We start from the raw sequence: 13357 nt of genomic DNA, 5'->3' as shown, positions 1-13357 counted from the left end.
GCCGAAAGCCTCTGGCCTGCCCTGCGGGGAAGCTGACATAGTCGAGGAATGGCCTCCGCGTCGGATGTGATAGTGCGGACCCAGAAGCTGACAAAGACCTACGGTCGGCTCACGGCCCTTTCCGCCGTCGACCTCTGTATCGAGCGCGGCGAAGTCTTCGGGTACCTCGGCCCCAATGGTGCCGGGAAGTCCACCACGCTGCGTCTGCTGATGGGGATGTTGCGCCCCACCTCTGGGACCGCGGAGTTGTTCGGAATCGATGCGTTCGCGTCGTCGGCATCCGTCCGTCGACGCGTCGGCTATGTTCCCGGCGAGCTCGCCCTGTATCCGAGAATGACCGGGCGCCAACACATCGATTACGTGCAGAACCTTCGCAGGGACCGTGACACGCAGTACGCAGATGCCATGGCCTCCCGCCTCGATCTGGAACTCGGCAAGACGGTACGTGCACTCTCCAAGGGCAACCGGCAGAAGCTCGCACTGGTGCTCGCGCTGATGACGCGCCCCGAGCTGCTGATCCTCGACGAGCCGACGGGCGGCCTGGATCCGCTCGTACAACTGGAGTTCTACGCGATTCTGCGTGAGCACACCACCGCGGGAGGGACTGTGTTGCTTTCCTCCCACGTCCTGAGCGAGGTGCAGCGGGTCGCGGACCGTGTCGGTGTCCTGCGTGACGGCCATCTGGTGGCCGTCGAGACACTCGAGGACCTGCAGGCGAAGTCGCTGCACCATGTTGTCGCCGAGTTTGCAGATCCGGTGGACGTCGAGGACTTCCGGCGCATCGAGGACGTGCGCGATGTCGTGATCGATGGAACCGTCCTCCGTTGTAGCGCACCGCAGTCTGCGCTGGATGGTCTCGTCAAACACGTAGCGCGGTACCCCCTCATCGATTTCGAATGCGCTGAGGCGAGCCTCGACGAGACCTTCCTCGCGCTGTACGGCTCGGAGGATCCGTGATGCCGGACATCGATTTCAGCCGGGCAGTGGCCACCCGCACCGTCTTCACCAAATCTCTGTGGGATCAGCGGCGGTCGCTGCCCGCCTGGGCGGTGGGGCTGGTGTTGCTGGTCGCCATGTATGTCGCGATCTGGCCGAGTGTGCGGGACCAACCGTCGATCAGTGACTTCGTCGAGCAGATGCCGGAGGCGATGCGGGCGCTGTTCGTGATGTCCGGTGCGGACATGTCCACCGCAGTCGGCTACGTGCAGGTGGAACTACTCTCGTTCATGGGCCCGCTGTTGCTGCTGCTGTACGCGATCGCCACCGGCGCCGCAGCGGTCGCGGGGGAGGAGGAGCGTCGCACCCTGGGCCTGCTGTTGTCCAGCCCGATCGGCCGTAGCCGAATCGTCGTGGAGAAGTTCGCCGCGATGGCGGTGGGAGTCGCGCTGCTCGGGATCGTCACCGGAGTCGCTCTGATTGCGGAGGGACGTCTGGTCGACATGGACCTGCCCGCCGGCAACGTCGCCGCGACGATGGTGCACCTGTCGCTGCTCGCCCTCGTGTACGGCACACTCGCGACCATGCTCGGCGCGCTGACCGGGCACACCATGGTCAGTCGTGCCGTGCCTGCCGTCGCGGCCGTCCTCGCGTACGTCGTCAATGGCCTCGGTCCTGTCGTGTCCTGGCTCGAGCCGTGGCAGAGGTTCTCGCCGTTCTTTCAGTACGCCGGACACGATCCCCTCCGCAACGGACTATCCGTGCCAGCCGTCCTGGTCTCACTGGGTACGGTGGCGGTCCTCCTCGCTGTCGCATTACCGGGATTCCGCCGCCGCGACGTCGCGGGGTAATCGACGACGAAAGGCCTTCGTATCCGGCTTCGGAAGCCTCGAATGTGGGGCTGCGTGGATCACCTGCACACCGCTGCAGGTGATCCACCGGGGAAAATTGGTAGTCGCCATCGTGCTCATTGCCGGCTTTCTCGTACTCATTTCTCGCCCTGACGCAGGCGCAGGTTCCAGTCCTGGTGATGGCGGCCCAATGCGACTTCCGGCACTGGCGCACCCAGTCGTCCTTCCGTCCACTCACCCGTCGATGATGGTCAGGTTGGCCATGCTGCGCAGCGAGGAAACATCTGTGACGTGCGATCCGGAGAGTTCGAGCATTCCCAGATGCGGCAAGCCGGCCAGTGGCGAGACGTCCGTGATCGAGGTCCCCTCGAGGTCGAGCCAGGTCAGGCCCGTCAGGCTCGCCAGCGCAGCCACGTCGACCACCTCGGTCTCCGCGAGTTTGAGGCAGGTGAGGCCGCTCAGGCCCCCCAGGGGGTCGACGTCCCGGAGTGGCGTCCAGCGCAGGTCCAGAAACTCCAGTCCGGTCAGACCGGCAAGCGGGGACACATCACTGACTTCCGTTGCGCTGAGGTAGAGGTGGGTGAGAGCGTTCAGGCCCGCCAACGGGGACACGTCCCGCACAGGCGACCAGCGTAGGTCGAGCCTCTGCAACGCGGTCAGCGTCGACAGCGGGCGAAGATCGATCACTACCTCCCCATGCAATCGCAGTTCGGTCAGGTTCGACAGTTCGGACAACGGGGCCAAGTCCGCCACGGGTAGCTGATCAAGCTCGAGGAACGCAGTCCGGGCGATGGCTTCAGCATCCAGAGGTGTCGAGATCGGACGGCCCAGCTGCGCGTTCACCGCAGCAAGCACACCAGCCGCCCCCTGACGCACGCTACGTCTCGGGCTCATCATTGCGATCCTTCGCCTGTTCGGGACATGGTCCGGCGGGTCACGCTCCCCGGGAGGGTGCGTGCAGCGGCAGGGGGCACCTCAGATCGCACCCGCACAGTATGCGAGTGCGCTACGACTGCCAGTTCGCTGGGACCGTCATGATTGCCCCGCAATCTGAGGTTGGTTACCCATCTTGACAATCGGCCAACTATGCCGGCGATTCACACGGGTATTCGCGATGAGTGAATACTGTTGCTGCGCAATATGTTTCATGGATAATCGCAATTATCCATGAAACTCGGTCGAGGTCCCGGGCCTCCACGTGGGGAGCGTAGCCGCGTCCGGTGTTCCGGTGCCGATGCGGCGGCCGTCCGGATGCCGGCCCGAATGATCCTGCATGTGTGTCACGACGACACACGGCGGTCTTTGCGTAGAGACCCGGGCGTCGGGTCGGTACGGACACGGTCCGCGTGGCCTCGTCCGAATGGGGTCGGCAGGCGGTCGGGGCCACCGGGTTGGGTCCGGCCCGCCACGGCTCGACGACACGGACCCACGGGTCGGGTGCCGATGCTCGGCATCCGGTGCGCGGCCCTGTGCGGGGACACCCCGATCCATTCAAACTGACATAATGTTCCTTATCGGGTGGGCATGAATTGCGGTGATAATGTGCCTTTCGGTGCCTTTCGGTGCCTTTCGGTGCCTTTCGGTGACGACCGTTGTCCGCAGTTCGCGGCCGTCGACGTCTTCCTTGCCGGAGTTCGTCCGATGGTCCTTGTGTCGGCCTCCGTGGGCGCCGTTGGCAACCGGCGTGCGTCGCGCACCGCATCCGCCGACCCGTCGCTCCGGCCGGCCTTCGTGGCGGCGCCTGGCCGCGGCTCGGCCGGCTGTGTCGCCACGGCCGAACATGTCGGTCTCGCCCTCTCTGGTCGGCACGCAGTGACCGAGTCGGTATCCCGGTTCCTCGGCCCTCGCTCCCTGCCTCCGGTTCCCCCACTTCAATACGTCACTGTGACGTATTGAAGTGGGGGAACCAGGACGCCGAACCGGGTTGAGTGTCGAACCGACCCCGAGTCGGTCCTCGGTGCGGCGGTGTCCTTGTTCGGGCACTGTCACATTCGCCGGCCGATATGATCCGCGTCGCACTCCGCGAGCTAGGTCATGTGGCGGATCGAAACGCGTCCTTACACTTTGCCCGGCGCCGGTTCTGGCGCACTTCACATCGCACATCGGGGGTTTCATCATGGGTTCATCGGAGATCATCGGCCTGTTCCAGGCGGTCTCGGGTTTGATCAACATCATTTCCAAGATCAGTGACGGGAGCTCCGACTCGGAGTCGCCGACCACCCTGGAAGGCTAGGCGACACAACGTAATCCGGGGGCTGCGGTAATGGATCCTTACCGCAGCCTTCGGATTGATGTCTGCCCGTCGGTCGTGACGGGTCGTCATGCCTCGCCGTGTTGCCGGCCCGGCCCGGATTCCGGCAGGTCGCTGTCGGGGTCTGCGCCGGAATCGTAGCCGAAATCGTCTGTCCCCGAACCGGGTCCGCGCTCATTCGGACCGAAGCCGAACCCCGTGGACATGTTGCCGGTCCGGTCGCGACGCCGCCCGAACAGCACGACCAGTGTTGCCGCTCCCGCGAGCGTGACAACTCTGCCCATCGCGGACATTCGCACTCCTACCATCCTTCTGTCGTCTTCGCGCCGTCACGACGCGCGCATTCTGTCCGGAATCCGCGCTCGGCCGGGACGCCGGGTCGCAGCGTATTCCACACACCGACGTCCGGTCCGGACCGACAGGCGACTGGCAGGAAGTCGGCAGGAATTGCCGCTACCGGCGATAGCGGGAAATTGCTCTTCGCGGATGCGCTCACCCGCCATTCCCTCCCCCGCACGCCCTGCGCGCGAATCCGAGTGGTCTCCCCGATCGCGGCGGCGCGAACCGACCTGGATCAAGGGACAAACGTCATCGATCCCGATCCGCGCCGCGGCAACGCGCCCGTTCACCGAGTGACAATCGGCCCTAACCCGGCGCACCGGGTTGGCGGGACACTGACTGCATGGGCCCGCTCCGCGGCATGGGCCGTGTCCGCGCATCGGGCGGAAGTGGAGACGATCGTGAACACCTTTCCCGACGTGAACGTGGTCCGAATCGCTGTGGATCTCGCGGGGCGTGCGCCTTCGGTTCACAACAGTCAGCCGTGGCAGTGGACGTACTCGGGCGGCCGGCTGGAGCTGTATGCCGAGCGTGCCAGGCTCCTGCCGTCGATGGATCCGTCGGGCAGGCAGTTGGTGGTCAGTTGTGGTGCGGCCTTGCAGCATCTGGAGACGGCGCTCACCACGCTCCGCTGGAGATCGGATGTCGAGCGGTTCCCCGAGGGGGCGGCGTCGGACCACCTCTCGACCGTTCGATTCCAGAGGGACGCAAGTCCGCGTTCGCACGACTTCGACCTGGTTGCCGCGATCCGCCACCGCAGTTCCGATCGTCGGCCGTTCGGCCCGCTCGGGGGTGAGCAACGGCTCCCCGCGCACCTGCAGGATCTGGTCGGACGACGGGGCGTCCAGCTGACGGTCCTGCCCGCGGATGCTCGGCCGACGTTGGCGGAGGCCACCGCCGCGACGGCTTCGGCGCGCAGGTACGACGCCACGTACCAGGCCGAACTCCGCTGGTGGGCAGGACATTTCCTCACATCGGGCGGGATACCGCCGGAAGCGCTCGCCACCGACGAGGAGCGGTCCCGGGTGGACATCGGGCGTGAGTTTCCCGCTGGTGAGGACGACTACTCCGCCGAGGAGGTCGACCGGTCGACCGTTCTGGTGCTGAGCACCACCGCGGATGGCCGGCCGGATTGGCTCCGTGCCGGGGAGGCGCTGTCGGTGGTGCTGCTCGAGGCCACCGTCGACGGGCTTGCGACCTGTCCCCTCACCCATGTCACGGAGCTGACGCCGAGCCGGGAGTTGGTCCGCGGCCTCCTCCCCGACCGCGGGTTCCCGCAGGTGCTGATCAGGGTGGGCGTCGCGACGAGGGAGCTCCCGCCCCGGCAGACGCCGCGCCGACCGACCGACTCGGTGTTCACCGTGGTACCGGGCGAGGGTCGCCGGTGACGGCGGGAGTTGCGGGCACCGTCATCCAGGGCGGTCGGGGTCGTCTCCCTGGGTGGCGAGCGTGAAGTAGCTCTCTTCTTCCTGGACGAAGTGCAGTCGCAGCAATGCGTACAGCCCGTACAGGCAGGCCAGCAGGTCTTCGGATTGGTCGGGGTCGAGTCCACCCCGCGCGTCGACCCGTCGTCGGTGGTTGTGCAGCCGGCGACCGAGCCGGTCGATCTCGGCGTGCATCCGGCTCATGGTGGCGGTGGCTTCCCCGCTGCCGAGCGGGCCTGCGAGCGCCGGATACAGTTCCGTCTCCTCGGCGCGCTCGTGCGGCAGGAGCGTTCCGGTGAGAAAGTCGTCGGCTCGGCGTAGCGAGGTCACCGCGTGTGCCTGATCGCCGGCGGACACCGACTGGGCGACGTCGCGCAGCAGGGCCAGCTTGTCGCGCATCGCTTCGTGTTCGGCGGAGAAGCGGTGCAGCAGCCGATCGGTTTGTGGCGGTACCGCGCTGTCCGGTGCGCGTTCGCCGCGCAGGGCGCGAAGTGCGTTGAGTATGACGGCGACGTCGATCGCCTCCTGCAGCAGCGCCCCGAGGGCAGGCGTGAGCCACCCGGCCGCGGCGAAACCCATGGCGACCAGGGACATTCCCATGCCCGCCGCCGCGCTTTCCACCGCGATGCGGCGTGAGCGGCGCGCGATCTCCATGGCGTCGGCCAGCCGGTCGAGGCGGTCCGTGGTCAACACGATGTCCGCGGCCTCCGAACTTGCCGTCGAGCCTCGCGCTCCCATCGCGACTCCCACGCTTGCCGCGGCGAGAGCGGGAGCGTCGTTGACGCCGTCGCCCACCATCACCGTCACCGCTGATTCCCGCTCCCGGCGCACACCTGCGACCTTGTCCGACGGGCTCTGCTCGGCATACACCTGATCGAGGCCGAGGACCCTCCCGATCTCCTCGGCGGGCTCGCGCCGGTCCCCCGTGAGCATGACGAGTCTGCTCAGTCCGGCCGATCGGAGTCGGCGCAGGGTGCGAGGTGCATCTCGACGCAGCGGGTCCGCGAACAACAGGGCGCCGAGCAGCTCGTCGTTCGCGGTCACCCACGCGACGCCCACGCCGTCGAGGGCACTGCGGGCGAGGGTCGCGCGGGCCCAGCCGGGGGCGTCGGGCGGCAGTGGCCGGGCGCCGACGGTCACCCGGCGACCATCCACGGTCGCGGTCACTCCGGTGCCGGCCTCTTCCACGACGTCGGCGGGATACGACAAGGTCAGCTTCCGCACCTTTGCCTCCTGCACCAGGGCGGCGGCGAGGACGTGCGGCGACAGCTGGTCGGCGGATGCGGCCAGTCGCAGGACCTCGGCGCGGTCCTGGCCGGGGGCCGCCACGATGTCGGTGCCCGTGGGTCGCCCGGTGGTGAGGGTGCCGGTCTTGTCCATCACCAGGGTGCGCGCGTGGCCGAGGTTCTCCAGGGCGCCCCCACTGCGGATCACCACCCCGATTCGGGAGGCCCGGGAGAGGCCGGAGACGATCGCGACCGGCGCTGCGAGCAGCAGCGGGCACGGGGTCGCAACGACGAGTACCGCCACTGCGCGGTCCGCGGAGCCGCTGACCGCCCACGCCGTCACCGCGACAGCGGCCGCCACCGGTACGAACCATGCGGCGATCCGGTCCGCGAGCCGGACGACCGGCGCGGACTCGGCGGCGGCCTCGCGTGCCAGCCGCACCACGCCGGCGTAGGTGCTGTCGTCTGCGGTAGCGCCCGCCTCCATCTCGAAGACGTCGCCGGCGTTGACGACGCCCGAGCGCACGGCTTCGCCGGGACGGCGCACGACCGGGTCGGGTTCCCCGGTGAGTGCCGATTCGTCCAGCACCGCTGGGCCGTCGGTGACCCAGCCGTCGACGGGAACGGTCTCGCCGGGGCCGACGATCAGATCGTCGCCCGTTCGGATCCGGTCGATCGGCACGGTCTCGACGTCGTCCCCGACACGACGGCGGGACGAGCGTGGGGCGCGATCGAGCAGGGCGCGCAGGTCCTTGGACGCGCGGCGGGTCGCCGCGGCGTCGAGGCTGCGCCCGGTCGCCAGCATGACCGCGATGAGTGCGCCGGCGAGATACTCGTCGACCAGCAGCGTGCCGATCAGCGCGAGCACGGCGATCAGATCCACCCCGATCCGGCCGCGGCGCATCGCGTCGACGACCCACCAGACGGACGGGACGATCGCGGCCAGGGTCCCTGCGATCCAGCACCGGTCCGCGAGGGTGGATGCACCGACGAGCCAGGCGAGGGCGCCGGCGGCGAGTGCGCTGGCGGTGACGACCAGGAGCGCGGGCTCGAGGGCTCGGCGCCAGCGCACCGGTTGCCCTCGCGCCGCTCGATCGACCACGACGACCTTCCCCTCTAGCCCGGTGTCCGAGCGGCCAGGTAGTCGGTCAGGTCGCGCAGGGTGACGAGGCGGCCGTAGTCGGATTCTGGTATGTCGACATCGAACCGTGCATGCAGCCGGACCAGAAGGTTCAGCCAGTCCATCGAGTCGAGGTCGACCTGATCGCGGAGCGGGGAGTCCGGGGCCAGTTCCTGCCCCGAGACCTCAGGGGCGATGTCCTCGAGTGCGGTCACCACGGCGGACTCTATCTCGGCAGCATCCACGTTCGGCTCCTCACAGGTCGTTCGGGCGTTGCAGACGATCTCGGATCCCGGCGAGGAACTGCGCGCCGCGGTGTCCGTCGGAGACCCGGTGGTCGGCGGCCAGGGTGGCGGTGACCACGGGTACCACGGACAGCGTCCCGTCGACGGCCCATGGGCGGTGACAGGGTCTGCCGAAACCGACCAGCGCGACCTGCGGTGGGTAGATCACCCCGTAGACAGTGCGCACGCCCTGCTCGCCGAGGTTGGTCACCGTGATCGTGGGGTCGGACATCTCGGAGCTGCGCAGTGATCCGGCACGGGCGCGGGCGACGAGATCGGTGAGTTCTCGCATCAGCTGGTCGAGGGGCTTGTCCGCGGTGTCGTGGATCGCGGGCGCGACCAGTCCGCCCTGCCGCAGGGATATTGCGACCCCGACGTGGACGGACGTCGGCGACCGGAACTCGCCGTCCCGCCAGACTCCGTTGATTTCGGGGAACTGTACGGCGGCGAGTGCCACGGCCTTCAGTTGCAGGGCGGCCATCAGGATTCGCGAGGTCACCGGGCGTCCGGCGTTCTCGGTCTCGAGCCAGTCGGTCGCGGTTCGGAGCGGGATGTCCTCGGCGAGGTAGTAGTGCGGGATCTCCCGTTTCGAACGGCTCATCGCAGCGGCGATCGCCCCGCGCATGTCGCGGACCCGCTCCTCGGTTGGACCGGGTTTGGCTCCAGCGGTGCCGCGGCCGTCGTCGGCGGCGTGAAGCACGTCGCTCAGGGTGACAACCGATTCCGGACCCGTCCCGGTGAGCGTCGCCGGGTCGATCCCCCGCGTGTCGGCTTCCCGGCGTGCAGCCGGGGTGATGTGTACGCGGGTGGGCGGTGCCGGTCCGGTTGGCGGTTGCTCCCCCGGTTCAAGCAATGTCGCGAGGGGTGTTCCCACCGACACCGTGGTACCGGGCTCGACGAGAAGTTGACGAACGGTGCCTGGACGCCAGATCTCGACGTCGACGGCCGCTTTGACGGTGTCGACGGTTGCGATGGCCTGGCCGCGCTCCACTTCGTCGCCTGGTGCAACGAGCCAGTCGGTGAGCGTGCCCTCATCCATGTCTGACCCCAGCGAAGGCAGTGTGAACTCGAACATCGGGCCTCCCGGTCACCGGACTCCGACGGCGGCTCGTACCGCGGACACGATCGTGTCCACTTGCGGTAGCGCAGCCTCCTCCAGATGTTTGGCGTACGGAACCGGAACCTCGGCGCTGCACACCCGCTGCGGTGGAGCGTCGAGTTCGTAGAACGCGGACTCCACGATCCGGGCGATCACCTCCGCGGCGAGACTGCCGCTGCGCCATCCTTCGTCGACGACGACGACGCGTCGAGTCCTGGACACGGACCCGACGATTGTTTCGGTGTCGAGAGGCCGCAACACCCGCAGATCGATGACCTCGGAGTCGATCCCCAGGTCTGCGAGCACGTCTGCCGCGGCCATCACCTTCGGCAGTGACCCCCCGTACGAGACGAGGCTGACGTCTGTACCGGCACGACGGATGTGGGCGGTGTCGATGTCCACCGGTTGTGTCTGTGTCAGGTCGTCGGTCGTGTTGTAGAGCCGTACGTGCTCGAACATGATCACCGGATCCGGATCCTCGAGTGCGGGTGTGAGCATGCCCCTGGCGTCTGCGACGGTGGCCGGGGCGAGTACCCGGATTCCGGGTATGTGCGCATACCAGTTCTCGAGACTGTGGGAGTGCTGCGCGGCGAGTTGGCGCCCTGCACCGGTTGCCATTCGGATAACGACTGGCACGGAGAACTGGCCTCCGGACATGTGGCGGAGCGACGCCGCGGTGTTTACGATCTGATCCAGCGCGAGCAGGCTGAAGTTGACGGTCATGATCTCGACGATCGGTCGCATCCCGCCGATTGCCGCGCCGATGCCGACCCCGACGAATCCGAGTTCCGACAGCGGCGCGTCGCGGATCCGGTCGGGCCCGAACTCGTCCAGCAGTCCCCGTGAGACGGCATAGGTGCCTCCGTAGCGGCCCACGTCCTCTCCCATGAGGAAGACCCGATGGTCGGCTTGCATAGCCTCCCGGATCGCGTCTCGCACGGCTTCGCGATAGCTGGTCTTCACCGCGCCTCCCCGACCGTGTCGATCGGCGCGATCACGTCTCGCAGGAGTTCTGCCGGTTGCTCGGCGGCGCCGGCCTCGGCGAACGCGACTGCGGCCTCCACCTCCGCGCCCACCGCGGCGTCGATGCGCAGGAACTCCGCTTCGGTGAACAAGCCGAGTTCCTTGAGCCGGGCCGAGAAGGTGTGGATCGGACCGCGCTCCTTCCACGCGTCCACCTCGGCCTTGTCTCTGTACAGCTCGGGATCGAACATCGAGTGGGGGCGGAATCGGTAGGTCCGGAACTCGATGAAGAACGGGCGTCCGGTGGTGCGGACGTGCGCGGCCCCGGCCCGGGCGGCTTCGAGGCTGGCGATCACGTCCATCCCGTCGGCGCGGAGCGTGGGGACATCGAAGGAGGAGGCCTTGACACACAGGTCGGTCTGCGACTCGGATCTGGCCAGAGCGGTCCCCATCGCGTACAGGTTGTTCTCGCAACAGAACAGCACGGGAAGCCGCCACAGGGACGCCAGATTCATCGACTCGTGGAACGCGCCTTCGGCCATTGCTCCTTCGCCGAAGAAGCAGGCGGTGACTCGCTGAATGCCCTGCATCTTGTCGGCCAGGGCCAGCCCGACCGCGAGCGGCAGGCCGCCTGCGACGATGGCGTTGCCCCCATAGAAGCGGGTCGTGGCGTCGAACAGGTGCATGGAACCACCGCGTCCTCGCGAGCAACCCTCGCGTTTGCCGAACATCTCCGCCATGATCGCGTTCATCGGGACTCCGTGCACGAGCGCATGCCCGTGCTCGCGGTAGGTGGCGACCACGGCCTCTCCCGGGTCGAGTGCGTGCAGGGCGCCGACGGCGACGGCCTCCTCTCCGATGTACAGGTGAAGGAAGCCGCGGATCTTCGCTGCGCCGTACAGTTCTGCCGCCTTCTCCTCGAGCCGACGGATGCGCAGCATGTCGGTGAGAAGTGCGACAGCAAACGCCTTGTCGTATGGAAAGTCGGTTCCGGTCATCCGCCTGCCTCCAGCGTCGAGGTGTCCCCCTCGGCCAGTCCGAGTTCGCGAGCCCTGAGTACCCTGCGCATGATCTTTCCGCTGCGGGTGTGAGGCAGGGTCTCGACGAATTCGACGTCCTTCGGTGCCACAGCGGCTCCCAATGCGGTGCGGGCGTGGCCGAGCAGCTCCCTGCGTAGCCCGTCGTCGGCGGTGCAGCCGCTCTTGACAGTGACGAATGCCTTGACCACCTGCCCGACCGTTGGGTCCGGGATCCCGATCACGCCCGCCTCCGCGACCGCGGGATGCTCCATGAGGACGTTCTCGACCTCGAACGGCCCGATGAGGTGTCCGGCGGACTTGATGACGTCGTCGGCGCGCCCGACGAACCAGAAGTAGCCGTCGGCGTCCCGTTTGGCGAGGTCGCCCGTGAGGTACCAGTCGCCGGAGAAGCACTGGCGATAGCGTTCCTCCTCGTTCAGGTAGCCGCGGAACATCGACGGCCACCCCCGGCGCAGCGCCAGTTCGCCTTCCACGTTCGGGGAGTCGATGACCGCCACGTCGTCGGTTCTGCGCCCATCGCGCGGTGGGGTGACGATGCAGGCGTCGACGCCGGGTAGTGGTCGGCCCATCGACCCCGGTTTGATGTCGAAGCCCGGTGTGTTGGCGATCATGATTCCGCCGGTCTCGGTCTGCCACCAGTTGTCGTGGATCGGATGTCCCAGGTTGTCGCGCCCCCACAGCACTGCTTCGGGGTTCAGCGGTTCGCCGACACTGGCGATGAACCGTAATCGCGGAAAGGCGTGCTTGTGGGCGAGTTGGGGCCCTGCCTTCATCAGCATCCGGATGGCGGTGGGTGCGGTGTACCAGACGGTCACCGATTGATCGCTCAGGATCCGGTACCAGTGCTCGGCGTCGAATTCGGCGGTGTCGACGACCGAGGTGACGCCGTGCAGGAGCGGGGTTATCACCCCGTAGGAGGTTCCGGTCACCCAGCCCGGGTCGGCGGTACACCAGAAGATGTCCGAGGGGTGCAGGTCGAGGGCGTAGCGTCCGGTGGCGAAGTGCGTGGCCACCGCCCCGTGAACGTGGATCGCTCCCTTCGGGGTGCCGGTCGTCCCGCTCGTGAAGTGGAGCAGCGCGGGGTCCTCCCGGCCCGTCGGGGTGATGGCGGCATCGTCGTCGGCTTCCGCCATCGCGGTCCGGAAGTCGACCGTGCCCGGCGGTGGGTGGTCGTCTCCGTCCCCCACGATCAGGATGTGGCGCAGGCAGGGCAGCTGGTCGGCGATCGCTGCCACGCGGCGGCGGTAGATCCGCTCGGTGGTCACCAGGACGCGGGCGTCGCCGAGGCGGATTCGGGTGGCCAGTGGTTCCGGACCGAAGGCGGAGAACAGTGGAGCGACGACGCAGCCGTTGCGAAGTGCGCCGAGGACCGTGACGTACAGTTCCGGGATCCGTCCGAGCAGGACGAACACCCGCTCTCCTTTCTGCACCCCGAGATTCCGCAGAACATTGGTGAAGGTTCGTGCACGCCTGCCGAACTCGGAGAATGTGAGGGTGTCGGCGGTCGGTCCGCCGCTGTCGCGGCCTTCCTGTGAGACGAACCGGAACGCGGGGGTGTCGGCCAGTGGTCCGGCGGCGTGCCGGTCGACGGCATAGTGGGCGATATTGCATCCACCGGGCGACTCGCCCAGTTCGCGCTCCACCTCGGTCCAACGGAAGCGTGCGCGTTCGCCTTCGTAGTCGGTGAAATTCGGGGCGACTCCGGTTCCTGCGGTTTCGTGGTAAATGGTGGCCATACGGGTTGTCCTGCTCGACTGGGGAGGCGAGGGTCGGGTCCAGCATGGGCGCGTCGGAGCCGGAGCGGATAGAGGCAAAGGACCATTT

Annotated in this window: 11 protein-coding genes; 3 read left to right on the top strand and 8 right to left on the bottom strand. The window is 67.7% G+C overall.

All coding sequences use genetic code 11. From position 1 onward, the window contains the following. The first annotated feature begins 48 nt into the window (after positions 1–48). Together ACWDU4_RS09525 and ACWDU4_RS09520 are read left to right on the top strand one after the other, a co-directional pair. Positions 49–957 (top strand): ABC transporter ATP-binding protein, encoded by a 909-nt coding sequence (locus ACWDU4_RS09525; RefSeq protein ID WP_450113636.1) that lies wholly within the window; start codon positions 49–51, stop codon positions 955–957. Continuing rightward, a complete protein-coding gene (locus ACWDU4_RS09520; protein WP_450113635.1) occupies positions 957–1787 on the top strand; it encodes an ABC transporter permease subunit in 831 nt (276 codons plus the stop codon). Before ACWDU4_RS09525 ends, ACWDU4_RS09520 begins: the two co-directional genes overlap by 1 nt. Positions 1788–2021: 234 nt before the next feature. Here the strand turns inward: ACWDU4_RS09520 and ACWDU4_RS09515 are convergent, their stop codons facing one another. Together ACWDU4_RS09515 and ACWDU4_RS09510 are read right to left on the bottom strand one after the other, a co-directional pair. After that, positions 2022–2630 carry a leucine-rich repeat domain-containing protein gene (locus ACWDU4_RS09515; protein WP_450113634.1) on the bottom strand — a complete coding sequence of 203 codons (609 nt, stop codon included), beginning with the start codon at positions 2628–2630 and terminating at the stop codon, positions 2022–2024. Between the two features lie 1476 nt (positions 2631–4106). Next, positions 4107–4331 carry a hypothetical protein gene (locus ACWDU4_RS09510; RefSeq protein WP_450113633.1) on the bottom strand — a complete coding sequence of 75 codons (225 nt, stop codon included), beginning with the start codon at positions 4329–4331 and terminating at the stop codon, positions 4107–4109. A gap of 444 nt (positions 4332–4775) precedes the next feature. Here ACWDU4_RS09510 and ACWDU4_RS09505 point away from each other — a divergent pair, with 444 nt between their 5' ends. After that, positions 4776–5765 carry an Acg family FMN-binding oxidoreductase gene (locus ACWDU4_RS09505; RefSeq protein ID WP_450113700.1) on the top strand — a complete coding sequence of 330 codons (990 nt, stop codon included), beginning with the start codon at positions 4776–4778 and terminating at the stop codon, positions 5763–5765. A 21-nt stretch (positions 5766–5786) separates the two neighbouring features. Here the strand turns inward: ACWDU4_RS09505 and ACWDU4_RS09500 are convergent, their stop codons facing one another. Genes ACWDU4_RS09500 through acsA form a run of 6 tightly spaced genes read right to left on the bottom strand, consistent with a single transcriptional unit; the run spans position 5787 to position 13269 of the window. Next, positions 5787–8099: a heavy metal translocating P-type ATPase gene (locus ACWDU4_RS09500; protein WP_450113632.1), complete on the bottom strand. Its 2313-nt coding sequence runs from the start codon at positions 8097–8099 to the stop codon at positions 5787–5789. A 44-nt stretch (positions 8100–8143) separates the two neighbouring features. Beyond that, the gene (locus tag ACWDU4_RS09495; RefSeq protein WP_450113631.1) at positions 8144–8392 is read right to left on the bottom strand and encodes an acyl carrier protein; all 249 of its coding nucleotides are present in this window, start codon (positions 8390–8392) and stop codon (positions 8144–8146) included. A 10-nt stretch (positions 8393–8402) separates the two neighbouring features. Then, positions 8403–9506 (bottom strand): dihydrolipoamide acetyltransferase family protein, encoded by a 1104-nt coding sequence (locus tag ACWDU4_RS09490; RefSeq protein WP_450113630.1) that lies wholly within the window; start codon positions 9504–9506, stop codon positions 8403–8405. Positions 9507–9518: 12 nt separating this feature from the next. Further along, positions 9519–10493 (bottom strand): alpha-ketoacid dehydrogenase subunit beta, encoded by a 975-nt coding sequence (locus ACWDU4_RS09485; protein WP_450113629.1) that lies wholly within the window; start codon positions 10491–10493, stop codon positions 9519–9521. Then, positions 10490–11491 (bottom strand): pyruvate dehydrogenase (acetyl-transferring) E1 component subunit alpha, encoded by a 1002-nt coding sequence (pdhA, locus tag ACWDU4_RS09480; RefSeq protein WP_450113628.1) that lies wholly within the window; start codon positions 11489–11491, stop codon positions 10490–10492. Before pdhA ends, ACWDU4_RS09485 begins: the two co-directional genes overlap by 4 nt. Beyond that, positions 11488–13269, bottom strand: a complete 1782-nt coding sequence (gene acsA / locus ACWDU4_RS09475) for an acetate--CoA ligase (protein ID WP_450113627.1) — start codon at positions 13267–13269, stop codon at positions 11488–11490. The genes pdhA and acsA overlap by 4 nt, the downstream gene beginning before the upstream one ends. Between the last annotated feature and the right edge of the window lie 88 nt (positions 13270–13357).

The sequence above is a fragment of the Rhodococcus sp. NPDC003348 genome (genome assembly GCF_053589375.1).
This window is presented reverse-complemented; position numbering and strand designations above follow the sequence as displayed.